Here is a 24,294-nt window from a genome sequence, read left to right as displayed (position 1 = left end):
CTTAAAAATCCGCCGGAACCGGGGTCGATTCCGGCAATAAAGTGTTGTTGGATGGCTCGTCAGGCGCGATGTTGAGCACGCGCAGCGCGCCGCCCGCCACCTGCGAGAACACCGGCGCGGACACCGCGCCGCCGTAGTATTTGCCTGCCGACGGCTCGTCTATCATCACCGCCACGATCACCTTGGGCGAGTGGCCGGGCGCGAAGCCCATGAACAACGCGCGGTGCTTGTTGGCCACGTAGGTGCGGCCCTCCAGCTTGCGCGCGGTGCCGCTCTTGCCGCCTATGCTGTAGCCGATGATGCGGCCGCCGACGGCGCCGCCGCCGGGCTGGCTGTTGGCGATCAGCAGATCGCGCATCTCGTGCGCGGTCTTTTCATTGAGCACGCGCTTGCCCGGCATCGGGTTGGACGTCTTGTACAGCGAGATCGGCAGCATCACGCCGTCGTTGGCGAAGATGGTGTAGGCGCGCGCCATCTGGATCAGGCTGACCGACAAGCCATAGCCGAACGACATCGTCGCCTGCTCGATCGGACGCCACTTGTGCCAGTCGCGCAGCCGGCCGCCGGCCTCGCCGGGGAAGCCGGTTTCCGGCGGCCGGCCAAAGCCCAGCGCGTCGTAGTGGGCCCAAGATTCTTCCGGGCTGTTCATCAGCGCCAGTTTGCTGGTGCCGACGTTGGACGACTTCTGGATGATGCCGAGGATGTCCAGGCTGGGACGCGGCGCCACGTCGCGGATGGTGGCCGGCCCGATCATATAAGTGTGGGTATCCAGCACCGTGTTCAGATTGGCCTTGCCGTGCTCCAGCGCCAGCGAGATCGACAGCGGCTTCATGGTGGAGCCCGGCTCGAACAGATCGATCACGCCGCGGTTGCGCATCATCTCCGGCGTCACGCCGCTGCGGTTGTTGGGGTTGAACGACGGGTAGTTGGCCAGCGCCAGCAGCTCGCCGGTATGCGCGTCCAGCACCACCACGCTGCCCGCCTTGGCCTTGTTGGTCTCCACCGCGGCCTTGATTTCGCGGTAAGCCAGGTACTGGATGCGATGGTCGATCGCCAGCGCCAGCTTCTGGCCGTCGCGCGGCGGCTCGATGGCGGCTACGTCCTCGATGATGTGGCCGCGGCGATCCTTCAGCACCACGCGGCGGCCGTCCTTGCCGGACAGCATCTTCTCGCGGGCGAGCTCGACGCCTTCCTGGCCCTTGCCGTCCACGCCGGTGAAACCGATGATGTGCGACACGATCTCGCCGGCCGGGTAGAAGCGGCGGAATTCCTGTTGCTTGGCGATGCCGGGCACGCCCAGCGCCATCACCTTGTCGGCCAGCTCCGGGCTGATCTGGCGCTTGATATAGACGAATTCCTTCTTGCGGTCGGACAGCTTGGACGACAGCTCTTCCGGCGACAGGTCGAGCAGGCCGGCCAGCTCGCGCAGCTTGGCCGGCGGCACCGGCTCCATGTCGGCCGGGCTGGCCCAGATGGTCTGCACCGGGGAGCTGATCGCCAGCGGCTCGCCGTTGCGGTCGGTGATCACGCCGCGGTTGGCTTCCAGCATCAAGGTGCGGCGGAAGCGCGCCTCGCCCTGGCCCTGCAGGAAGTCCTGCTGCACCACCTGCAGATAGACCGCGCGACCGATCAGCGCCAGGAACAGCAAGGCCAGCATCAGCAGCACGCAGCGCACGCGCGTGCTGGTCATCCGCAACGCGGGGCTGGCCGGCGCGGGGCGGGTGCGGACGCTATAACTGGAGCCGGCGCGCATCACAGCGCTCCCTTGGCCGTGATCACCTGGATCTGGCGCGGATCAGGCGTATGCATGTCGAGGCGGGTGGACGCGGCCTTCTCGATCACCGCGTGCGCGCCCCAGGTGCTCTGCTCCAGCTGCAGCTGGCCGAACTCCACCTCCAGCTGCTGCCCCGACTTGGTTTCCTTCTGCAAGTCGCTGTAGAGCTTGCGCGACACGTGCGTGGACGTCACCACCGACCAGGCGGAGAACACGGCCATCAGCAGCAGCGTCGCGTTGAGCTTGTTCATGCGTCGCCCTCCCGCCACGGCGCGGCGGTGCGCTCGGCCACGCGCATGATGGCGCTGCGGGCGCGCGGATTCTCGCGCAGCTCCTCATCGCCGGCGCGGATCGCCTTGCCGACCAGATCGATCGGCGGCTTGGCCATGTCGGCCGCGCGCACCATCGCCCAGGCCGGCAGCTTTTCCTCGCTGCTGACGTCGCGCAGGTACTGCTTGACGATGCGGTCCTCCAGCGAATGGAAGCTGATCACCGCCAGACGGCCGCCTTCGTTCAGCAGGCGCGCCGCTTGCGGCAGCACCGCCTTCAGCTCGTCCAGCTCCCGGTTCACAAAGATCCGGATCGCCTGGAAGGTGCGCGTAGCCGGGTCTTGGCCCGGTTCGCGAGTACGGACGTTTTGCCCAACGAGCACAGAGAGCTCGCGGGTGGTCGTGATGGGGTTTTCCCCCCGTTGCGCAACAATGGCTGCTGCGATCTTGCGAGCAAACCGCTCTTCACCATAAGTCTTGATGACCTCTCTGATATCGGCCTCGTCGGCCGTTGCCAACCACTCGGCGGCGGTGACGCCGCGGGTGGTATCCATGCGCATGTCCAGCGGCGCGTCGAAACGGAAGCTGAAACCGCGGCTGCCGTCGTCGATCTGCGGCGACGACACGCCCAGATCCATCAGCACGCCGTCGACGCCGGCCACGCCCAGGCGGGCGAGCTCGGCCGACAGCGTCTCGAAACCGTTGTGCACGATGTTGAAGCGGGAATCCTCCGCCGCCAGCCTGTCGGCGACGGCGATGGCTTCCAGGTCCTTGTCGAAGGCGATCAGCCGGCCCGAGGGGCCGAGCTTCGACAGGATCAGGCGGCTGTGGCCTCCGCGACCGAAGGTGCAATCGACATAGACGCCATCCGGCCGGATGGCGAGCGCGTCGACCGCTTCGGTCAGCAATACCGTGCGGTGCACGAAGGTGGGGGTGCTCACAGCGTGAAATCTCCAAGGTGTTGCGCCAAATCGGCTTGGTCGATGGCCAGCGCGTCAGCGGTCTGGCTGTCCCATTCCTCGGCATTCCACAATTCGAAGCGGTTGCCCATGCCTACCAGGGCAACGTCCTTGTCCAGCGCGGTCAGTTCACGCAGGCGGCCCGGCAGCAGCACGCGCCCGGCGGAGTCCATCTCCAGGGTCTCGGCATGGCCGAGCACCAGTCGTTGATAGCGTTTCAGGGTGGGATTGCCGGTGGGAAGGGCCAGCAGACGGGCCTCGACCGGGCGCCAGTTGGGTTCGGGGTAAAGCAGCAGATGGTCTTGGGATTCGAGGGTGACGACCAGCTTGTGCCCAAACGCGGACAGCAGCGTCTCGCGGTGCTTGGCCGGAATAGCCAAGCGCCCCTTGCTATCGAGAGACAAGATGCTGACGCCACCAATCATGATTTGAGACCCGCTGACCGAGAAAAACGGAGCCGTCGCTCCGGGGGGAGAATTTCCCCACTTTCACCCACTTTGACCCACTTTCCGCCACTATAAGAAAGAACTGCCCCACGGTCAACATAGGGATTTACTAATTCGCCTTTTGAGACAATGACTTACGGCAGCGCGTAAAAATGGAATCTGAAACAAATCAGGGACTTAAATTCGCCTGTAAAAGTGGGACATGAACATTGCGGGTCGCGGAGACTGTAACAAGGCGGCAATGATTGCCAATGGAACTGTTTGAACCACAAGTATCTTCAGGAAAAGCAACAAATTACCGGCGGCGATTTTCAGCCATGTATTTAAAAAACAACAGGGCGGCCATTCAGGCCGCCTTGCTGTTCTGGCGATCAGACGATCAAGACAGCTTTTGGCGCAGGATGTCCTGCACCTGGGCCGGATTTGCCTTGCCCTTGGACGCCTTCATCACCTGGCCGGCCAGCGCGTTCAGCGCCTTTTCCTTGCCGGCGCGGAATTCCTCGACCGCCTTGGGATTGGCGGCGATCGCCTCTTCCACCATCTTTTCGATGGCGCCGACGTCGGAGACCTGCTTCAGCCCGTCGCGCTCGATGACGGCATCGGCGGACAGATCGCTGTCCCACAACGCGTCGAACACCTGCTTGGCCAGCTTGCTGGACAAGGTGTTGTCGGCGATGCGGACGATCAGGCCGGACAAGCGCTCCACCGAGATCGGGCAGTCGGCGATGTCCTTGCCGTCACGGTTCAGCCGCGCGGCGATCTCGCCGTTGATCCAGTTGGCGGCCAGCTTGCCCTGGCCGGAGGCCTTGGCGGCGGCTTCAAAGTACTGCGCCTGCTTGAGGCTGGACGTCAGCAGCGCCGCGTCGTAGGCGGACACGCCGTAGCTCTCCACAAAGCGGGCCTGCATCGCGCCCGGCAGCTCCGGCATCTCGCCCTTGATGCGGGCGATCTGCTCGTCGGATATGCGCACCGGCAGCAAGTCCGGATCCGGGAAGTAGCGATAGTCGTGCGCGTCTTCCTTGCTGCGCATCATGCGGGTCTCGCCGGTATCCGGGTCGAACAGCACGGTGGCCTGCTGCACCTTGCCGCCGTCTTCCAGCGTATCGATCTGCCACTGGATCTCGTACTTGGCGGCCTGCTCCAGGAAGCGGAAGGAATTGAGGTTCTTGATCTCGCGGCGGGTGCCGAATTCCTTTTGCCCCTCCGGGCGCACCGACACGTTGACGTCCATGCGGAAGCTGCCTTCCTGCATATTGCCGTCGCAGATGCCCAGCCAGGTCACCAGCGTATACAGCGCCTTGACGTAGGCCAGCGCCTCGTCGACCGAGCGCATGTCCGGCTCGGACACCACTTCCAGCAGCGGGGTGCCGGCGCGGTTCAGGTCGATGCCGGACAGGCCCTGGAAGTCTTCGTGCAGGCTCTTGCCGGCATCCTCTTCCATATGGGCGCGGGTCACGCCGACCACCTTTTCCTGGTCGCCGACCAGAATCTTGAGCTTGCCGCCCTCGACGATGGGCAGGTCCATCTGGCTGATCTGGTAGCCCTTGGGGAGGTCTGGATAGAAGTAGTTCTTGCGGGCGAACACGTTCTTCTGGTTGATGTTGGCGTCCAGCGCCAGGCCCAGGCGGATCGCCTTGTCCACCACCGCGCGGTTCAGCACCGGCAGCACGCCGGGCAGCGCCAGTTCCACCGCGGAAGCTTGGGTGTTGGGCTCCGCGCCGAAAGCGGTGCTGGAGCCGGAGAAAATCTTGGAGACGGTATTGAGCTGCACGTGCACCTCGATACCGATGACGACTTCCCATTTCATGGTCGGAAAATCCTTATTCATGCCAGAGCGCAATCTCAGCCGCGCTCTTGGAAACGTAAACTCTCAACCTGCGCACGAGCGGCGCGAAGGCAAGGCGGGCGCGCGCAGGCAGTACACTCGTACGGCAAGCGCAGCCAACGCGGCATTCGCGTCGCGCAGCCGCCGGCTTACAGCGCGGGCGCCTTGGCGTGCCAGTCGGTCGCCTGCTGGAACTGGTGCGCGACGTTCAGCATCTTGGCCTCGGCGAAGTAATTGCCGATGATCTGCAGGCCAATCGGGCGGCCGTTGGCGGCGAAGCCCGCCGGCACACTCATGCCCGGCAGGCCGGCCAGGTTCACCGACAGCGTGTAGACGTCGGACAGATACATCTGCACCGGATCGGACGCCATCTGGCCCAGATCGAAGGCGGCGGTCGGCGCCACTGGCCCCAGGATCACGTCGCACTGCTGGAAAGCGGCCTTGAAGTCGTTGGCGATCAGGCGGCGGATCTTCTGCGCCTTCAGGTAGTAGGCGTCGTAGTAGCCGTGGCTCAGCACGTAGCTGCCGACCAAGATGCGGCGCTTGACCTCGTCGCCGAAACCTTCGGCGCGGGTCTTCTCGTACATGTCGACCAGGTCCTTGTAGTCCTTGGCGCGGTGGCCGTAGCGGACGCCGTCGTAGCGGGACAGGTTGGTCGAAGCCTCAGCCGGCGCGATCACGTAATAAGCCGGGATCGACAGCTCGGTGTTGGGCAAGGCGATTTCCACCGCCTCGGCGCCCAACTTCTTCAGCTCGGCCACAGCGTTGTCGACGGCGCGCGCCACATCGGCATCCAGGCCGGCGGCGAAGTATTCCTTGGGCAGGCCCACACGCAAGCCGTTCAAGGAGTTGCCGAGCTCACGGGTGTAATCTTCCTTGGCGCGCTCCAGGCTGGTGGAGTCGCGCTCGTCGAAGCCGGCCATCACGTTCAGCATCAACGCGCAGTCCTCGGCGGTCTGCGCGATCGGGCCGCCCTGATCCAGCGAGGAGGCGAAGGCCACCATGCCGTAGCGCGACACCACGCCGTAGGTCGGCTTGATGCCGGTGACGCCGCAATGGCTGGCCGGCTGGCGGATGGAGCCGCCGGTGTCGGTGGCGGTGGCCACCGGCGCCAGGCGCGCGGCGACGGCGGCGGCCGAGCCGCCGGAGCTGCCGCCCGGAATAGCGTTCAGGTCCCACGGGTTCTTCACCGCGCCGTAGAACGAGTTTTCATTGGACGAGCCCATCGCGAACTCGTCCATATTGGCGCGGCCCAGCGTCACCATGCCGGCGGCGGCGCACTGCTCCACCACGTGGGCGCTGTAAGGCGAGACGAAGTTATCCAGCATCTTGGAGCCGCAGCTGGTCTTCCAGCCTTGCTGGCAGAACAGGTCCTTGTGCACCAGCGGCACGCCGGTCAGGGCATGGGCATCGCCTGCGGCGAGGCGCGCGTCGGCGGCGCGGGCTTCGGCCAGCGTCTTCTCGCGGTCGACGGTGACGATGGCGTTGAGCTGCGGGTTCAGCACCTCGATGCGGCCCAGGTACTGGCTGGCCAGCTCCACGCTGGAGACCTGCTTGGCCGCCAGCTGTTGCGACAATTGCTTGAGGGTGGCTTGTGTCATTTCGATCAAATCTTGCTATCCGGATAGTCTGGCCCGGCCGGCGATTTTCTGGGAACCAATCGCGGCGGGACGGCTCACAGGCTTACTCGATCACTTTGGGAACGAGGAACAGGCCTTTTTCCACTTGCGGCGCGACCGCCTGGAAGGCCTCGCGACGGTTGGGTTCGGTGACGACGTCGTCGCGCAAACGCAGGGAAACATCCTGCGGGTGCGCCATCGGCTCGACGCCGGCGGTGTCGACGGCCTGCATCTTTTCGATCAGGCCGAAAATATTGTTGAGCTGGTCCGCTGTGGCGGCGATTTCCGCCTCGCTCACATTGATGCGGGCAAGCTTGGCGATCCGTGCGACATCCTGATGCGTCAGCGACATGGCTTCCTCGTTAAAACCTTTAATATTTCAAGCTTTATAGGGTATCATACCCCGTTTGATTCTCCCAAGATCGACATTGCGCCACGACGCATTCCGGGGGCATTTTCCACCCCGCGGAAGCCTGCGCCGGGGCCAGCAGACGCAGGCCGAATCCGCCGCCGGTAAAGACCGGCAACAACTGTTCGACGTCCCCCCGCATCGGCGCGAAAAAACGCCCGTGCGCAACGCTCGGGACAGTGAATAGTTGCCATGCCTGATAAAAAGGCGGGGAAACGGGCCTGCCACAGATTAAACTGGATTTTTACGGACGCCGCCGGCGTCCGCCACTGACGAAAACTGACCAGGACCGCCCAATGTTTCGTTCGCTGACCGGATACTTCTCCAACGACCTCGCCATCGACCTCGGCACCGCCAACACCCTGATCTACATGCGCAGCAAGGGCATCGTCCTCGACGAGCCTTCGGTCGTCGCCATCCACAACGACGCGCCGACCAACAAGAAATCCATCCTGGCCGTCGGCCTGGAAGCCAAGCGCATGCTGGGCCGCACCCCGGGCAGCATCCAGGCGATCCGTCCGATGAAGGACGGCGTGATCGCCGACTTCACCGTCACCGAGCAGATGCTGAAGCAGTTCATCAAGAAGGTGAACCCTAACCGCTTCTTCGCCGCCAGCCCGCGCATCGTGATCTGCGTGCCCTGCGGCTCCACCCAGGTGGAACGCAAGGCGATCCGCGACTCCGCCCTCGCCGCCGGCGCGCGCCGCGTCGAGCTGATCGAAGAGCCGATGGCCGCGGCGATCGGCGCCGGCCTGCCGGTGGAAGAGCCGACCGGCTCGATGGTGGTGGACATCGGCGGCGGCACCACCGAAGTCGGCGTGATCTCGCTGGGCGGCGTGGTCTACTCCAACTCGGTGCGCGTCGGCGGCGACAAGTTCGACGAATCCATCATCAACTACATCCGCCGCAACTACGGCATGCTGATCGGCGAGACCACCGCCGAGGAAATCAAGAAAACCATCGGCTCCGCCTTCCCGGGCGCCGAGGTGCGCGAGATGGAAGTCAAGGGCCGCAACCTGGCCGAAGGCATTCCGCGCGCGTTCACCGTGTCTTCCAATGAAATCCTGGAAGCGCTGACCGAGCCGCTGAACCAGATCGTTTCCGCGGTGAAGATCGCGCTGGAGCAGACTCCGCCGGAACTGGGCGCCGACATCGCCGAGAAGGGCATGGTGCTGACCGGCGGCGGCGCGCTGCTGAAGGACATCGACCGCCTGCTGGCGGAAGAGACCGGCCTGCCGGTGTTCGTGGCCGAGGAACCGCTGACCTGCGTGGTGCGCGGCTCCGGCAAGGCGCTGGAAAAAATGGACAAGATCGGCACCATTTTCACCAACGTGCCTTAAACTTCCAGCAAACACCCTGTAAACCGAGCGAACGCCGCGCCGTCAAGGCGCGGTGGCTGTGGCCATGGATTTCGCCAACACCCCAAGCTTTTTCCGCTCCGGGCCGCCCCCGGCTGCGCGCCTGGCCATGAGCGTGGTCGCCTCGATCGCGCTCTTGATCGGAGACAGCCGCTACGGCCTGATGGAACAGGCGCGCGAAGCGCTGTCGCTGGCGCTGTACCCGGTGCAGCGCGCGGTCAACATGCCGGCGCAGGCGGTTCGCCACGCCGGCGACTACCTGACCTCGCAGGCCGAGATGAAGCAGGAGAACACCCTGCTGCGCGAGAAACAGCTGCAGATGGCCGCCCAGCTGGGACGGCTGCAGACGCTGGAGCGCGAGCTGAACGAGCTGCGCCAGCTGAACGGCATCCGCGCCCAGCGCGACGACTCGGCTCAGATCGCCGAGACGCTGTACACCGGCCGCGACCCGTTCTCGTACAAAATCATCATCGACAAGGGCGACGACGCCAAGCTGCAAGCCGGCCAGCCGGTGGTGGACGCGCGCGGGCTCCTGGGACAGGTGACGCGGGTGCAGCCGCTGACCGCCGAGGTGACCCTGATCATCGACAAGAACCAGATGGTTCCGGTGATGATCGCCCGCACCGGCGAGCGCGCCATCCTCTATGGTTATGGTGGCGGCATCGAACTGCGCTACCTGCCGCAAAGTTCGGACGTCAAGGAAAACGACCGCATCGTCACCTCGGGTCTGGACGGCGTGTTTCCGGAAGGCATCCCGGTTGCGGTGGTGAGCAAGGTCGACCGCAATGCCGGCGCCGCCTTCACCCGCGTCAGCACCCTGCCGATGTCCGGCGTGCAGCAAACCCGCTACGTGCTGGTGCTTCAAGCCAAGGAAACGCGCCCGCGCCCGGCCGAACCGCCGGCGCTGCCAGAGAAGAAGACCAAGGGCGGCAAGAAGTCCGCCGACGAGGAGTAAGCCCAGATGTCGTTGGACCGCCCCAAGGAATTGCTCAAGCCGGTCAAGCGCCGCTTCATCCTGACCACCTTCGTGATCGCCGTGCTGGTCGAGCTGGTGCCGCTGCCGCACGGCAGCACGCGCTGGCTGCCCGACTTCATCGGCCTGCTGATCCTGTATTGGGTGATCAACCAACCGCGCCGGGTCAACATCGGCATCGCCTTCCTGATGGGCATCATCGCCGACGTGTCCACCGCCGGCCTGTTCGGCCAGCACGCGCTGGCCTACTCGATCACCGCCTTCCTGGCCTTGAGCCGCCAGCGCCAGCTGGTGATGTTCAACCTGGGCCAGCAGGCGCTGGTGGTGCTGGGCCTGATGCTGACCAACCAGCTGATCATGGTGGTGGTGCGGATGCTGACCGGCTCCGCCTTCGTCGGCTGGAGCTATTTCCTGCCGCCCTTGATCGGCGCGCTGCTGTGGCCGCTGTTGACCAAGCTGATGCTGATTCCTTACCGCCACCACACGGCATGAAACCCGACTGATCCATGCGCCGCCCGTCCCGTTTCAAAAACCCGCAGTCCGAAGAAGCCCAGTTCGAGCTGCGGCTGATCATCGCCTACGCGCTGATCATCCTGATGTTCCTCACCCTGCTCGCGCGCTTCATCTGGCTGCAGGTGCTGCAGCACGACCATTTCTCCACGCTGGCCCAGAACAACCGCATCTCGCTGGTGCCCATCCTGCCCAACCGCGGCCTGATCCTGGACCGCAACGGCATCGTGCTGGCGCAGAACTACTCCGCCTACACGCTGGAGCTGACGCCGAGCAAGATTTCCGACCTCGCCGCCACCGTCGCCAAGCTGAAGACGCTGGCCGACGTCAGCCCGCGCGACGAGAAGCTGTTCAAGAAGCTGCTGGCCGAGAGCAAGAATTTCGAAGCCATACCGCTGAAGGTCAAGCTGACCGACGACGAAGCCGCGCGCGTCGCCGCCCACGGCTTCGAGCTGCCCGGCGTCGAGGTCAAAGCCAGGCTGTTCCGCGATTATCCGTACAAGGAAATGACCAGCCACGTGCTGGGCTACATCGGCCGTATCAATCAGAGGGACAAGGAGCGGCTGGAGGAAGAGGACAAGACCACCAACTACAAGGGCACCAACTACATCGGCAAGACCGGCCTGGAAGCGGTGTACGAGGAAGACCTGCACGGCCAGGTGGGCTTCGAGGAAATGGAAACCGACTCCGGCGGCCGCGCGGTGCGCAGCCTGCGCCGCACGCCGCCGGTCAACGGCAACACCCTGAAGCTGGCGCTGGATATCCGACTGCAGGAAATGGCCGACAAGCTGTTCGGCGAGCGCCGCGGCGCGCTGGTGGCGATAGACCCCAACACCGGCGGCGTGCTGGCCTTCCTGTCCAAGCCCGGCTTCGATCCCAGCCTGTTCATCGACGGCATCGACACCCAGACCTGGACCGCGCTGAACACCGACTGGCAGAAGCCGCTGATCAACCGCGCGCTGCGCGGCACCTATCCGCCGGGCTCCACCTTCAAGCCCTTCATGGCGATGGCGGCGCTGAACACCCACAGCATAGGCATGCACGACATCCGTCCGGCGCCCGGCTACTTCACGCTGCCGGGCTCCAGCCACCAGTTCCGCGACAGCAAGAAAAGCGGCAATGGCATGGTCAACCTGCAGCGCGCGATCACCGTGTCCAGCGACACCTTCTTCTACAAGCTGGCCTGGGACATGGGCATAGACAAGATCCATCCGGTGGTCGGCTCCTTCGGCCTGGGCAGCAAGACCGGCATCGACCTGGACGGCGAATCCATCGGCGTGCTGCCGTCCAAGGAATGGAAGGAAAAGCGCTTCGCCCGCTACAAGCCCGAGGTGCGGCGCTGGTATCCGGCCGACGTGGTCAGCATCGGCATCGGCCAGGGCTTCAACGCTTACACCCCGCTGCAAATGGCCAACGCCACCGCCATCATGGCCAACGGCGGCCAAGTGTTCAAACCGCACCTGGTGCAGCAGGTGGTGGACTCCAAGACCGGAAAATCCCGCCAGATCGAGCCGCAGCCGATCCGGCAACTGCCTTACCCGAAGGAATACTTCGACTACATCAAGGAAGGCATGCGCAACGTGATGATCTCGGGCACCGGCGCCCGCGTCGGCGCCGGCCTGCAGTACTCGATGGCCGGCAAGACCGGCACCGCCCAGGTGGTGGCGATCAAGCAGGGCGCCAAGTACAACGCCGCCGCGCTGGCCGAGCAATACCGCGACCACAGCTGGTTCATCGCCTTCGCGCCGGTGGAGCAGCCCAAGATCGCGGTGGCCATCATCGTCGAGAACGCCGGCTTCGGCGCCGCCGCCGCCGCGCCGGTGGCGCGCGGCCTGTTCGACTTCTACCTGACCGGCAAGGTGCGCAACGACCTGGCCGGCCTGCTGAAAACCGTGCCGATGGAAAACGGAGACGTACGTGAAGACGCCGCTGATTAAGCAGATCTGGCAGCAGATAAAAGAGCCGCTGGACGGCTGGCTGATGCTGTTCCTCGGTCTGATCTTCGCGGTCAGCATGGTGCTGCTCTACTCCGCCAACAACCAGTCCTTCGACAAGATAGACAACAAGCTGATCTACACCGCGATGGCGCTGACCGTGATGTGGGTGATCGCGCGGATGCGGCCGCAGAGCGTGATGAACTTCGCGCCGCCGATTTACGTCATCGGCGTGCTGCTGCTGATCGCGGTGCACTTCAAGGGCATCACGGTGAACGGCTCCACCCGCTGGCTGAGCCTGGGCGTCACCCGCATCCAGCCGTCGGAGATTCTGAAGATCGCGCTGCCGATGATGCTGGCCTGGTTCTTCCAGAAATACGAGCTGTCGCTGCGCTGGTGGCATTACCTGATCGCCGCCGCCATCATGCTGGTGCCGGTGGGCCTGGTGCTGAAGCAGCCCGACCTGGGCACCGCGCTCTTGATCGCCGCCGCCGGCTTCTTCGTGCTGTTCTTCGCCGGCCTGCCGTGGAAGGTGATCCTGGCCGGCGCGGTGATGGCCGCCGCCAGCCTGCCCATCGTCTGGAACCACCTGCACGACTACCAGCGCAAGCGGGTGCTGACCCTGATCGACCCCACCACCGACCCGCTGGGCACCGGCTACCACATCATCCAGTCGATGATCGCCATCGGCTCCGGCGGGCCGTGGGGCAAGGGCTGGCTCAACGGCACCCAGACCCATCTGGACTATATCCCCGAGCGGACGACTGACTTCATTTTCGCCGTCTACTCCGAGGAATTCGGCCTGGCCGGCAACGCGGTGCTGCTGACGCTCTACCTGTTGATCCTGAGCCGGGCGATGATGATCACCGCCAGCGCGCAGACGCTGTACGGCCGGCTGATGGCGGGATCGATCACCATGTCCTTCTTCGTCTACGCCTTCGTCAACATGGGCATGGTGTCCGGCATCCTGCCGGTGGTGGGCGTGCCGCTGCCCTTCATGTCCTACGGCGGCACCGCCTCGGTCACGCTGTTCATCGGCATGGGCATGCTGATGGGCATCAGCAATCTGCGGCGCTGAACGCACGCTCCGGAACCCTTGCCGAACCGGCCTGCCCAAAGCAGGCCGGTTTGTCCATCCGCCCCGCGCGGCTTGACGCCGCGGGCGCCGCTGCGGCATCGTCAAGCGGACGCTCCTCCCCATCCAGCAAGGAAACGCAACTTAATCCATGAGACTGAAGACCCTGAGCCTGCTGCTGGCGCTGGCCTTGTCGCCCGCGCTGTCCGTCCACGCCGAAACCGCCGCGCCGGCCGCCCAGCGCGCGCAGGCGGCCGCCCCCTACGCCAGCGCCGAAGGCATCAGCGAATACCGGCTGGCCAACGGCCTGCGCGTGCTGCTGGCGCCCGACGACTCCAAGCCCACCACCACCGTCAATCTGACCTATCTGGTCGGCAGCCGCCACGAAGGCTACGGCGAAACCGGCATGGCCCACTTGCTGGAGCACATGCTGTTCAAGGGCACGCCCACCAGCGGCAACCTGATGTCCGAGCTGTCCAAGCGCGGCATGCAGTTCAACGGCTCCACCTTCTTCGACCGCACCAACTACTTCGAAACCTTCCCCGCCGACGAGGCCAGCCTGGATTGGGCGCTGGCGATGGAAGCCGACCGCATGGTCAACAGCAAGGTGGCCAGAAGCGATCTGGACACCGAGTTCTCGGTGGTGCGCAACGAGATGGAGCAGGGCGAGAACAACCCGGCCAACGTGCTGTGGAAGCAGCTGTCGGCGATCAGCTTCGACTGGCACAACTACGGCCATAGCACGATAGGCGCGCGCTCCGACGTGGAAAAGGTGCGCATCGAAAACCTGCAAGCCTTCTACCGCAAGTATTACCAGCCCGACAACGCCGTGTTGGTGGTGGGCGGCAAGTTCGACCCTACCCGCGCGCTGGCGCGGATCGAAGCGCTGTTCGGCAAGATCCCGCGGCCGCAGCGCGAACTCGCGCCCACCTGGACCGAGGAGCCGCAGCGCGACGGCGAGCGCGAAGTGACCGTGCGCCGCGTCGGCGACACCCAGCTGGCGGCGACGCTGTACCGCACCGCGGCCGGCAGCCACCCGGACAGCGCCGCGCTGCAGGCGCTGGCGGCGATCCTGGCCGACACGCCCAACGGCCGCCTGTACAAGAACCTGGTCGCCGCCCACAAGGCCGTCGGCGTCAGCGCGATGCCGTTCGAGCTGGCCGAGCCCGGCTACATCGTGTTCCTGGCCGAGCTGTCCAAGCGCCAGAGCCTGGCCCAGGCCCGCCCCATCCTGCAGGCCACCGTCGAAGCCATCCGCGCCAAGCCCATCACCGCCGCCGAACTCAAGCGCGCCAAGGCCGCGCTCTTGAAGGACATCGACCAGACGCTGAACGATCCGCAGCGGCTGGCGGTGCAGTTGTCCGAGTCCATCGCGCTGGGCGACTGGCGGCTGTATTTCCTGCAGCGCGACCGCATCGCGGCGCTGACCGTGGCCGACGTGCAGCGGGCGGCGGAAAACTACTTCAAGCCCAGCAACCGCAGCTACGGCCAGTTCATCCCCACCGCCAAGCCCGACCGCGCCGCGATCCCGCCGGTGCCGGACGTGGCCGCGCTGGTGGCCGATTACAAGGGCAAGGCCGCCGTCGCCGCCGGCGAGGCCTTCGACGCCAGCCCGGCCAATATCGAGGCCCGCACCCAGCGCGGCCGGCTCGCCAACGGCGCGTCAGTCGCGCTGCTGTCCAAGCAGACCCGCGGCAACGTCGTGCACGGCGCGTTCAGCTTCTCCTTCGGCGACGCCGGCAATCTGCGCGGCCAGGCCGCCGCGGCCGAACTAACCGCCAATATGCTGGAGCGCGGCAGCCGCAAGCTCGGCCGCGCGGCCATCTCCGACAAGCTGGACGCGCTGCAGGCCAGCCTGGACATCGGCCAGGACGGCCAGGACCTGCAAGTGCGCTTCAAGACCACCCGCCAGAACCTGCCCGCGCTGCTGGAGCTGATCGCCGAGCTGCTGCAGCAGCCGGCCTTCCCCGCCGACGAGTTCGAGCAGCTGAAACGCCAGGCGCTGGCCGGCATCGATTCCTCGCGCGGCGAGCCGCAGGCGCTGGCCGGCCAGGCGGTCAATCAGCAGCTGAACGCCTACGCCAAGGATGACATCCGCTACAGCCCGACGCTGGACGAATCCTACCGCGACATCGCCGGCGTGAAGCTGGACGCGCTCAAGCGCTTCCACCAGCAGTTCTACGGCGCCGACCACGCGCAGCTGGCCCTGGTCGGCGACTTCGACGCCGCCGCCGTCCGCGGCCAACTGGACCAGCTGTTTGGCCGCTGGAACAGCAAGGCCGCCTACCAGCGCGTGGACGGCCTGCTGCCGCAACCTAAGCCGGCCAGCCTGTCCGTCGCCACGCCGGACAAGGCCAACGCCGTCTACAGCGCCTCGCTGCCGCTGGCCATCGGCGACGATTCGCCCGACTACCCGGCGCTGCTGCTGGCCAACGAAATACTGGGCGGCGGCGCGCAATCGCGGCTGCTGGCGCGGCTGCGCCAGCAGGACGGCATCAGCTACGGCGCCGGCAGCGGCGTCGACGCCGCCAGCTTCGGCAAGGTGGGCGCGTGGCGGATGGGCGCGATCTTCGCGCCGCAGAATCTGGACAAGCTGAAACAGGGCGTGGCCGAGGAGCTGGCGCGGCTGCGGCGAGACGGCGTCGCCGCCGAGGAGCTGGCCGAAGCCAAGCAGGGCCTGCGGCGGACCTACCAGGTGGCACTGGCCCAGGACGGCCCGCTCAGCGACCTGCTGCAGCGCCAGCTGTGGCAGGGCCGCACCATGGCCTTCACCCGCGAGCGGCTGGCGATGCTGGACGCGCTGACAGTGGACGAGGTCAACGCCGCGCTGCGCAAGTATCTGCAGCCGGAACTGTTGACCCAGGCCTACGCCGGCGACTTCGCCGCCAAGCCGGCCGCGGCCAAGTAAGGCGCGTCAAACGGGCGCATCCGCCGCCGGCCCCTCCGGCGGCGGCGTCTCCTCGCCGGCCGGCGCGCTGTCCGGCAGCGGCCGGCCGTCGCGGCCGAACAGCCTGAGCTGGCGCGGCAGGTCGAAATCGTCGGCCAGCTTCACCCCCACGCCCAGCAAGCGCACCGGGCGGGCGCCGCGGGCGTAGCCGGTGCGCAGCAGCTGGCCGAACGCCGCCATCGACAGCGCGTAGCCCGGCTGCTCCACCGTGGTCTGGCTGAAATCGTCGAACTTGAGCTTCACCGACAAGCCCTTGAACTCGGGGCTGCCGCTGCGCGCCAGCCGCGCCTGCAGCCGGTCCGCCAGTTCCGGCAGCTTGGACAGGCAGTTGGCGAGGTCGGGCAGGTCCTGGGCGTAGGTCTCCTCGACGCTGATCGTCTTGCGGCTGCGGTCGGTGGACACCGGCCGCTCGTCGCGGCCCTGCGACAGCGCCAGCAGCCGCTCGCCGAAGCTGCCGAAATGGCGGAACAGGTCGGCCGGCGACCAGCGCCTGAGATCGCCGCAGCTGTGTATGCCCAGCCGATGCAGCCGCTCGGCGGTGACGCGGCCGACGCCGTGTATCTTCTCCACCGGCAAGGTGACCACGAAGGCGTCGACGTCGCGCGGGCGGATCAGGAACTGGCCGTCCGGCTTGTTCCAGTCGCTGGCCACCTTGGCCAGGAATTTATTGGGCGCGATGCCGGCCGACGCGGTGATGCCCACCTCGTCGCGGATCTGGCGGCGTATCGCCTCGGCCATCAGCGTGGCGCTGCCCTGCTCATGCGGCTGGCCGGTGACGTCCAGATAGGCCTCGTCCAGCGACAGCGGCTCGATCACATCGGTATAGCGCTGGTAGATGGCCATGATCTGCTGGCTGGCCAGCCGGTAGCGCGCCATGTCCGGCGGCAGGATCACCAGCTCCGGACACAGCCTGAGCGCCCGCGCCGACGACATCGCCGAGTGCACGCCGTAGCGGCGCGCGATGTAGTTGCAGGTGGCCACCACGCCGCGCGTTTCCGGACGTCCGCCCACCGCCAGCGGCACATCGCGCAGGCTGGGGTCGTCGCGCATCTCGATCGCGGCGTAGAAGCAGTCGCAGTCGACGTGGATGATCTTGCGTTGCGGGGCGTTCATCGGGAATCAGGGACGGTCGCTGTGCCCCAGCGCCTTGTCCGGCGCGATGCGGTCGCGCAGCCGCTGCTTGAGGATTTTCAGCTCGGGAAAACCGTCCTCCGCCTTGCGGTCCCACAGCAATTCGCCGTCGACCTCGACGCGGAACACGCCGCCGCTGCCGGGACGCAGCGCCACCTCGGCCAGTTCTTTTTCAAAGGTGGTCAGCAGTTCCTGGGCCAGCCAGCCGGCGCGAAGCAGCCAACGGCAGCCGGTGCAGTAGTGGATGACGACGCGGGGAAGGGAAGCGGGGGAGTCGGACGGATTCATGATGGAAAGACAAGGCGGGAACAAAACGACAGCATAACGTAAAAAACGGCGCCGACCCCCTGTTTGCAGCGTGTTGTGCGGGTGCGAGGCACCCTCTCCTCCATCATTTCTCTTTTATTTGGCAGACTTGGCGCAGTGCCGAGTCGGGGGCCGGCGTCGCGGATATCGTCTTGTTCAACTTTGTTGCTCGGGCCAGTGTGCCCAGCCGGGCCTGGACTGTAAAGTCCGGAATGGTCGCGGCTCGCATTGCTGCGAAGCAGCATGTAACTTCGGCGCAACGCCAACAAACAAACAAAAAAACAGCAGCTTGCGCCGAAAATGGCGGCAAGCTGCTGCGGGCGTCGTTTGGTAGCGCTATCAGTGCGCGTGGTCGTCGGCGCCGTCCTGCACCACCACCTGCACTTCCACCTGGCCGGCCTTCTCGAAGCCCAGCGTCAGCGGGAAGCGGTCGCCGGCCTTCAGCGGCTGCTTCAGGCCCATCAGCATGATGTGGTAGCTGCCCGGCGCGAACTTGACGGTCTGGCCCGGCGCGATCGCCACGCCGCCTTCCACCTTGCGCATCCGCATCACGCCGTTGTCGTTGACGTGGGTGTGCAGCTCGGCGCGCTCGGCGCGCGGCGTGCTGGCCGACACCAGCTTGTCCTCGGCCTTGCCCTGGTTTTCCAGCGATAGGTAGACGCCGCCGGTCTGGCTGGCGGCCGGCATCGCGCGGCTCCACGGATGGCCGATGTGGATGGCGCCCAGTTGGAAGGAGTGGGCGGCTGCCAGGCCGGACAGGCACAGGCCCAACAGGGCGGCGGCGAAACGTTTCATCGCGGGGTCTCCAATTGAAAATGGCTCTCACTCTAGCACGCCGCGCGGGCCGATGAACGCGACAAATTGCCGCATCCGTCGGCCTTGCGCCACACCTTGCCATGCCGCCGGTCTAAAGCGCAGCCCCCGGCTACCCCAGGGCAACGTAAGCCTCTACAATCGGCGGGCTAGATACCCGGCCTCAACACCATGTTCAAAACCCTGTCGCTGCAATTCCTGTTCGGCGGTCTGCTCAGCCTGATCACCATCACCAATCCGCTGTCCAAGATTCCGCTGTTCATCACGCTGACCCGCGAAATGAGCGATACGCACCGCGACTCGCAAGCCCGCCGCGCCTGCGTGTTCGCCGCCGCCATCATGGCGGTGAGCCTGCTGGCCGGCAACCTGATCATGGCCGCCTTCGGCATTTCCTACGGCGCGCTGCGCATCGCCGGCGGCTTCGTGGTGGCGGTGCTGGGCTATCGCATGCTGTTTCTGTCGCAAGACCCCGGCCAGGCGCCCAAACAGTCCGGCGAGCGCGAGGACTACGCCTTCTTCCCGCTGGCGATGCCCGGCATCAGCGGCCCCGGCACCATCGCGGTGGTGATCGGCATTTCCACCGAGATCGCCGAACTGTCCACGCTGCCAGCCAAGGCGCTGGCTTTCGCGATGACTTTCGCCGCCATCGGCCTGACCTGCGCCGGCATGTGGCTGACGCTGAAATCGTCGCTGCTGATCTCGGAGCGGCTGGGCCGCGGCGGCCGCGAGGTGATGACCCGGCTGATGGGCTTTTTGCTGATCTGCATCGGCGTGCAGTTCGTCGGCTCCGGCATCCGCACCTTCATGGCCGGCTCCTGAGCCGCAGCCCAAGCCAGGCAAGCCGGCGCGCACAAGCCGCGCCGCCTCTGCCACAATGGGCGGACCATCACCGCAGGTCCTCTCCATGCCCGCCCTTTCCGCCGAACGCTCCGAGCTGTTCCGCGCCGACGACCTCGGCGCGCTGGAATGCCTGGACGCGCAATACGCCGAGCGGACCTTCCCGCCCCATTTCCACGAGCAGTTCGTCGTCAACACGCTGACCCTGGGCGCGCAGTCCTACCGCCACCGCGGCGGCCTGCACCGCGCCGGCGTCGGCGCGCTGGTGCTGATCAATCCCGGCGAGGTGCACACCGGCGAAACCGCCCACAAAAACGGCTGGGCCTATCGCGGCTTCTATCCCGGCGTCGACATGATGGGCTGCCTGGCCGCCGACCTGAACGGCAAGGCGGGCCTGCCCTATTTCCGCGACACCGTGGTGGTCGACCCCGGCCTGGCGCGCCGGCTGGACGGCCTGCACCTGCTGCTGCGCGACAGCCGCGACGCGCTGCGGCGCGAATCGGCGCTGGCCGCGGTGTTCAGCGAGGTGTTGGTCAAATACATGCGGCTGCGCCCCCATGAGCAGGCGGCCGCCCCCGGCGCCGTGGAAATCGTCAGGCAGATGCTGGCCGACGATCCCGCCGCCAACCACTCGCTGCAGCAAATGGCGGCGGCGGTCGGCCTGTCGCCCTGGCAGCTGTGCCGCCAGTTCAAGCGCGAGACCGGGCTGCCGCCGGTGGCTTGGCGCAACCAGCTGCGGGTGGCGCGCGCCCGCAAGCTGCTGGCGGCCGGCATGCGGCCCGGCGCGGCGGCGCTGGAGCTGGGCTTCGCCGACCAGCCGCACCTGACCCGCGCGTTTCAGCAAGCGCTGGGCATCACGCCCGCCGCCTACCAGCGGGCGGTGGGCGCGCGCGCCGGCTGATCCGGCGGCAAAATCGTTCAAGACAGCCCGCGCCGCCTACGCCATCATCAGGAATATGGGGCCGACATCCGGCCCCGCCGCTCCCCAGGATTCACCGATGCCATCCTTATCCGACCGCCGCCGCTGGCTGCTGGACGGCGCGCGCGACACCATTCCGATGATGGTGGGCGCGGCGCCGTTCGGCGTGATCTTCGGCACCCTGGCCATCGCCGCCGGACTGTCGCCCGCCGCAACCGCGGCGATGTCGCTGCTGGTTTTCGCCGGCTCCTCGCAATTCATCGCCGTCAGCCTGGTTTCCGCCGGCGCCGCCCTGCCGGTGATCTGGCTGACCACCTTGGTCGTCAACCTGCGCCATGCGCTGTACAGCGCCACGCTGCTGCCCTACGCCCGGCCGTGGCCGCTGGCCTGGCGCTGGCCGCTGGCGTTCTGGCTCACCGACGAAACCTTCGCCGTGGTGGAGCACCGCTTCCGCAGCCTGGGCGCGGACGGCGGCCAGTGGTATTGGCTGGGATCATCGCTGTCCATGTATCTGAACTGGCAGCTGTGGACGCTGGCCGGCGTGGCGCTGGGGCGCTCGGTGTCGGGACTGGACAGATTGGGGCTGGACTTCGCGATGGTGGCCACCTTCGCCGCCATCGTCGCGCCGCAGTTGAAGAAGCGGCCGACGCTGGCCGCGGCGCTGGCCGCGGGCGCGGTCGCGCTGCTGGCCCGCGGCCTGCCCTACAAGCTGGACCTGATGCTGGCGGCGCTGGCCGGCGTCGCCGCCGGCATGCTGCTTGAACGCGGACAGAAACGGGAGGCGGCATGAACGGGTGGCAACACTGGACGGCCATCATCGGCATGCTGGCCGCCACGCTGGCGATACGCGCGAGCTTCCTGGTCTTCGGCCAGCGGCTGGCCTTTCCCGGCTGGCTGAACCGCGCGCTGCACTACGTGCCGGCGGCGGTGCTGTCGGCGCTGGTGGCGCCGATGGCGCTGGCGCCGGCCGGAACCATAGATCTGTCCTGGCATAACGCCTACCTGGTCGGCACCGTCGTCGCCATCGCCGTCGCCTGGAAGAACGGCAAGACGCTGCTGGCCATCGTCGTCAGTTTCGCCGTCTACGGCTCGCTGCGCTGGCTGCTATAGGTTGTAGGCCAAGACCAGGCCTATCATCAGCGGCGCCAACCAGCGGCAGGCGACGCGCATCAGCATCGCCGCCGGCGCTGACAACCGCAGCTCGTCCCGCACCGCCGGCCACGCCACCCGGCCGGCGAACAGCGCGGTGCCGATGCAGCCCAGCGGCAACAACACGTTGGACGCGGCGTAGTCCATCAGCTCGAACGCATTGCGGCCGAACAGCTTGTAGTCGGCCAATGGGCCAAAGGACAATGCCGCCGGCACGCCGGCCAGGAAGGCCAGCGCGGTCACCGCCAGCGCGGCCTTGCGCCGGCTGATGCCGAACTCGTCTATCGGCAGGATGGCCACCACCTCCAGCAGCGACACCGCCGAAGTCAGCGCCGCCATCAGCAGCAGCGCGAAGAACGCCGTCGCGAACAGCTGGCCGTAGGGCAGATGGTTGAACACCACCGGCATCACCATATAGGTCAGCCCCGGGCCCGCCTGCGGATTCAGGCCGAAGGCGTAGATGGCGGGGAAGATCATCAAACCGGCCAGCACCGAGGTCAGCGCGGTCAGTCCGGTCACCCACAACGCGGAATTGCCGAGCCGGGTGCCCGGCCCCAGGTAGGAGCCATAGGCCAGCATGCAGCCGGCGCCCACCGACAGCGAGAAGCAGGCCAGGCCCAGCGCCTCCACCAGCATGCCCGGCGCGAGCCGGGCGAAATCGGGACGGAACAGCGCCTCCACCCCGGCCATCGCGCCGGGCAAGGTCAAGGCGCGCACGATCAGCGCCAGCATCAGCAGGAACAGCAGCGGCATCAACAGCTTGCCGACACGCTCGATGCCCTTCTGCACACCGCCCGCCACCACCAGCAGCGTCAGGCCGGCGAACAGCGCGTGGGTCAGCAGCGCCTCGGCCGGATCGCCAACGTACTGGCCGAACAGCGCGCCCAGCGCATTGACGTCGTCGCTCATCACCCGGCCGTCCAGCGCGCGCAGCAGGTAGCCCAGCGTCCAGCCGCCGACCACGCTGTAGAAGGAAAACACCAGGAAGCAGCACAGCACGCCGCCGTAGCCCAGCAGCTTCCAGCGCGGCGAGCCCAGTTTGGAGAACGCGCCGACCGCGCCGCAGCCGGCCGCGCGGCCCAAGGCCAGCTCGGCCTGCAGCAAAGCCAGTCCCAGGGTAAAGGTGAAAGCCAGATAGACCAGCAGAAAAGCGCCGCCGCCGTTCATCGCGGTGACGTAGGGGAATTTCCAGATGGAACCGAGGCCCACCGTGGCGCCGGCCGAAGCCAGAATGAAACCGAGGCGGGAACCCCATTGCGTGCGTGGCATGACAACTCCTGAGTCAAAACTGTTTGCCGCCGCACGGGATGAAAAGCTGGATACAACAAGGCCGCCCATGACGGCGGCCCGGAAAGCGGATGTGAACACTCCTGGCGCGCCGGCTTAGCTGCGCCACCACCAATTTTGGGTCTGGAGTGAAATAATCTGCTTCATCATGGTTCAAGCATGCCGGTTAACGCCCGCAGGCGTCAAGCCCGGCGTGCGCGCTCAAGCGTTCTCCGCCGCCAGCTCGCCCTCGGCGCGCGGCGCGCCGCGCAGCCGGAAACCCAGCCACAACAGGCCAAGCCACAACGGCAACACGTACACCGACACCGCAATGCCGGGCGTGAACAACATCACGCCGAGTATCGCCGCCATGAAGGCCAGGCACAGCCAATTGGCGAACGGATGCCACAACGCCGGAAACAGCGAGCGGCGGCCGGCGCGGGCGCGGCGGAACTTCAGGTGGGTCAGGCTGATCAGCACCCAGTTGATCACCAGCGCCGTCACCACCAGCGACATCAATAGCGCCAGCGCGCCGCTGGGCAGCAGATAGTTGACGATCACGCCCACGAAGGTGGCCAGCGCCGAGGCCAGGGTGGCGTTCACCGGCACGCCGCGCTTGTCCACCTTGCCCAGGCCGCGCGGCGCGTTGCCCTGCTCCGCCATGCTGAACAGCATGCGGCTGGTGGCGTAAACGCCGCCGTTGTACACCGACAGCGCCGCGGTCAGCACCACGAAGTTCAGCGCGTGCGCGGCGAAGCCGACGCCGATCTGGTCGAAGATCATCACGAAGGGGCTGCCGCCGGCGGCCACCTTGCTCCACGGGTACAGCGACAACAGCACCGCCAACGAACCGATGTAGAAGATCAGCACGCGGTAGATCACTTGGTTAACCGCCCGAGGAATGGTTTTCTGCGGATCGCGGGTCTCCGCGGCGGCCATGCCGATCAGCTCCAGGCCGCCAAAGGAGAACATGATCACCGCCATCGACATGAACAGTCCGCCGAAGCCGTGCGGAAAGAAGCCGCCGTCGTTCCACAGATTGCCGACCGAGGCCTGCGGCCCGCCGGTGCCGGACAGCAGCAAGTAGCCGCCGAACACGATCATTGAAATCACCGCGCCCACCTTGATCAGCGCGAACCAGAACTCGGTCTCGCCATAGTATTTGACGCTGGCGAGGTTAACCCCGGTGATCGCCGCGAAGCAGACCAGCGCGGTCAGCCAGGTCGGCACCTCCGGCCACCAGTAGCGGACGTATTCGCCGGCGGCGGTCAGTTCCGCCATGCCGGCCAGCACATACAGCGCCCAATAGTTCCAGCCGGCCAGGAAGGCCGGGAACCTGCCCCAGTAGCGGCCGGCGAAATGGCTGAGCGAGCCGGCCACCGGCTCTTCGGTCAGCATTTCGCCAAGCTGGCGCATGATCAGGAAGATGATGAAGCCGGCGACCGCGTAACCGAGAATCATCGAGGGTCCGGCTGACTTCAGCACGCTGGCCGAGCCGAGGAACAGGCCGGTGCCGATGGCGCCGCCCAATGCGATCAACTGAATGTGCCGGTTTTTCAGCTCGCGCTTCAAACCGCTGGAAGTCGAGGGAACGCTCACCTTGGCGCCTCCATATATGGGTGAATTGGAACGGCGCTGGAAACAGGGAGCTTATCGGGGAACCACCCAAAATCAGACAAAATGTCCAATAAAAACCAACCGCACAACTCGTTGAAAAACGTACCAATCAGTACAAGTCAAATAAAGACTAAAACAATCAGGGCAATTCGTCAAAG

At 66.2% G+C, this 24,294-nt stretch carries 22 protein-coding genes; 10 read left to right on the top strand and 12 right to left on the bottom strand.

Going from position 1 to position 24,294, the window contains the following annotated elements; genetic code table 11:
* Window position 1 precedes the first annotated feature (1 nt).
* The 7 genes from VA599_RS17100 to gatC all read right to left on the bottom strand — a co-directional run bounded on the left by VA599_RS17100 (window position 2) and on the right by gatC (window position 7,244).
* Entirely contained in the window at window positions 2-1,753 is a 1,752-nt protein-coding gene (locus VA599_RS17100) for a peptidoglycan D,D-transpeptidase FtsI family protein (RefSeq protein WP_070980534.1), read from the bottom strand.
* Window positions 1,753-2,025: a cell division protein FtsL gene (gene ftsL / locus VA599_RS17095; RefSeq protein WP_021477369.1), complete on the bottom strand. Its 273-nt coding sequence runs from the start codon at window positions 2,023-2,025 to the stop codon at window positions 1,753-1,755. The genes VA599_RS17100 and ftsL overlap by 1 nt, the downstream gene beginning before the upstream one ends.
* Entirely contained in the window at window positions 2,022-2,984 is a 963-nt protein-coding gene (gene rsmH / locus VA599_RS17090; protein ID WP_166439891.1) for a 16S rRNA (cytosine(1402)-N(4))-methyltransferase RsmH, read from the bottom strand. Before rsmH ends, ftsL begins: the two co-directional genes overlap by 4 nt.
* Window positions 2,981-3,427 (bottom strand): division/cell wall cluster transcriptional repressor MraZ, encoded by a 447-nt coding sequence (gene mraZ, locus VA599_RS17085; RefSeq protein ID WP_021477371.1) that lies wholly within the window; start codon window positions 3,425-3,427, stop codon window positions 2,981-2,983. Before mraZ ends, rsmH begins: the two co-directional genes overlap by 4 nt.
* Window positions 3,428-3,827: 400 nt before the next feature.
* Window positions 3,828-5,255 (bottom strand): Asp-tRNA(Asn)/Glu-tRNA(Gln) amidotransferase subunit GatB, encoded by a 1,428-nt coding sequence (gene gatB / locus VA599_RS17080; protein ID WP_021477372.1) that lies wholly within the window; start codon window positions 5,253-5,255, stop codon window positions 3,828-3,830.
* 167 nt (window positions 5,256-5,422) lie between these two features.
* Window positions 5,423-6,874, bottom strand: coding sequence for an Asp-tRNA(Asn)/Glu-tRNA(Gln) amidotransferase subunit GatA (gene gatA, locus VA599_RS17075; protein ID WP_346789699.1), 1,452 nt, complete (start codon window positions 6,872-6,874; stop codon window positions 5,423-5,425).
* A gap of 82 nt (window positions 6,875-6,956) precedes the next feature.
* Window positions 6,957-7,244, bottom strand: a complete 288-nt coding sequence (gene gatC / locus VA599_RS17070) for an Asp-tRNA(Asn)/Glu-tRNA(Gln) amidotransferase subunit GatC (RefSeq protein ID WP_021477374.1) — start codon at window positions 7,242-7,244, stop codon at window positions 6,957-6,959.
* Between the two features lie 353 nt (window positions 7,245-7,597).
* Here gatC and VA599_RS17065 point away from each other — a divergent pair, with 353 nt between their 5' ends.
* From VA599_RS17065 to VA599_RS17040, 6 genes are all read left to right on the top strand, one after another.
* Window positions 7,598-8,641: a rod shape-determining protein gene (locus VA599_RS17065; RefSeq protein WP_021477375.1), complete on the top strand. Its 1,044-nt coding sequence runs from the start codon at window positions 7,598-7,600 to the stop codon at window positions 8,639-8,641.
* A gap of 64 nt (window positions 8,642-8,705) precedes the next feature.
* Window positions 8,706-9,614, top strand: a complete 909-nt coding sequence (gene mreC, locus VA599_RS17060) for a rod shape-determining protein MreC (protein ID WP_046168107.1) — start codon at window positions 8,706-8,708, stop codon at window positions 9,612-9,614.
* A 6-nt stretch (window positions 9,615-9,620) separates the two neighbouring features.
* Window positions 9,621-10,124: a rod shape-determining protein MreD gene (gene mreD / locus VA599_RS17055; protein WP_021477377.1), complete on the top strand. Its 504-nt coding sequence runs from the start codon at window positions 9,621-9,623 to the stop codon at window positions 10,122-10,124.
* 14 nt (window positions 10,125-10,138) lie between these two features.
* Window positions 10,139-12,079, top strand: coding sequence for a penicillin-binding protein 2 (gene mrdA / locus VA599_RS17050; protein WP_021477378.1), 1,941 nt, complete (start codon window positions 10,139-10,141; stop codon window positions 12,077-12,079).
* A complete protein-coding gene (gene rodA / locus VA599_RS17045; protein WP_021477379.1) occupies window positions 12,060-13,154 on the top strand; it encodes a rod shape-determining protein RodA in 1,095 nt (364 codons plus the stop codon). Before mrdA ends, rodA begins: the two co-directional genes overlap by 20 nt.
* Window positions 13,155-13,302: 148 nt before the next feature.
* Window positions 13,303-16,059: a M16 family metallopeptidase gene (locus tag VA599_RS17040; protein ID WP_346789695.1), complete on the top strand. Its 2,757-nt coding sequence runs from the start codon at window positions 13,303-13,305 to the stop codon at window positions 16,057-16,059.
* A 6-nt stretch (window positions 16,060-16,065) separates the two neighbouring features.
* Here the strand turns inward: VA599_RS17040 and dinB are convergent, their stop codons facing one another.
* The 3 genes from dinB to VA599_RS17025 all read right to left on the bottom strand — a co-directional run bounded on the left by dinB (window position 16,066) and on the right by VA599_RS17025 (window position 18,330).
* Window positions 16,066-17,211, bottom strand: a complete 1,146-nt coding sequence (gene dinB, locus VA599_RS17035) for a DNA polymerase IV (protein WP_346789693.1) — start codon at window positions 17,209-17,211, stop codon at window positions 16,066-16,068.
* Between the two features lie 6 nt (window positions 17,212-17,217).
* On the bottom strand, window positions 17,218-17,517 hold the full coding sequence (locus tag VA599_RS17030) for an Rdx family protein (protein ID WP_021479181.1): 300 nt from the start codon (window positions 17,515-17,517) through the stop codon (window positions 17,218-17,220).
* Window positions 17,518-17,874: 357 nt separating this feature from the next.
* Window positions 17,875-18,330, bottom strand: coding sequence for a copper chaperone PCu(A)C (locus VA599_RS17025; RefSeq protein WP_021479180.1), 456 nt, complete (start codon window positions 18,328-18,330; stop codon window positions 17,875-17,877).
* A gap of 189 nt (window positions 18,331-18,519) precedes the next feature.
* On the opposite strand from VA599_RS17025, the gene VA599_RS17020 reads away from it, so the two are divergent.
* The 4 genes from VA599_RS17020 to VA599_RS17005 all read left to right on the top strand — a co-directional run bounded on the left by VA599_RS17020 (window position 18,520) and on the right by VA599_RS17005 (window position 21,214).
* Window positions 18,520-19,167: a MarC family NAAT transporter gene (locus VA599_RS17020; RefSeq protein WP_021479179.1), complete on the top strand. Its 648-nt coding sequence runs from the start codon at window positions 18,520-18,522 to the stop codon at window positions 19,165-19,167.
* Window positions 19,168-19,252: 85 nt separating this feature from the next.
* On the top strand, window positions 19,253-20,086 hold the full coding sequence (locus VA599_RS17015; RefSeq protein WP_346789691.1) for a helix-turn-helix domain-containing protein: 834 nt from the start codon (window positions 19,253-19,255) through the stop codon (window positions 20,084-20,086).
* Window positions 20,087-20,183: 97 nt separating this feature from the next.
* Window positions 20,184-20,894, top strand: coding sequence for an AzlC family ABC transporter permease (locus VA599_RS17010; protein ID WP_346789689.1), 711 nt, complete (start codon window positions 20,184-20,186; stop codon window positions 20,892-20,894).
* Entirely contained in the window at window positions 20,891-21,214 is a 324-nt protein-coding gene (locus tag VA599_RS17005; RefSeq protein WP_346789688.1) for an AzlD domain-containing protein, read from the top strand. Before VA599_RS17010 ends, VA599_RS17005 begins: the two co-directional genes overlap by 4 nt.
* Here the strand turns inward: VA599_RS17005 and VA599_RS17000 are convergent.
* Together VA599_RS17000 and VA599_RS16995 are read right to left on the bottom strand one after the other, a co-directional pair.
* Window positions 21,209-22,522, bottom strand: coding sequence for a sodium-dependent transporter (locus tag VA599_RS17000; RefSeq protein WP_346789686.1), 1,314 nt, complete (start codon window positions 22,520-22,522; stop codon window positions 21,209-21,211). The two genes, VA599_RS17005 and VA599_RS17000, sit on opposite strands and share 6 nt — an antisense overlap.
* A gap of 219 nt (window positions 22,523-22,741) precedes the next feature.
* A complete protein-coding gene (locus VA599_RS16995) occupies window positions 22,742-24,118 on the bottom strand; it encodes an amino acid permease (protein WP_104945960.1) in 1,377 nt (458 codons plus the stop codon).
* Window positions 24,119-24,294: the final 176 nt, after the last annotated feature.

The sequence above is a fragment of the Chromobacterium indicum genome (assembly GCF_039708975.1).
Taxonomy (GTDB): Bacteria; Pseudomonadota; Gammaproteobacteria; order Burkholderiales; family Chromobacteriaceae; genus Chromobacterium; species Chromobacterium piscinae.
This window is presented reverse-complemented; position numbering and strand designations above follow the sequence as displayed.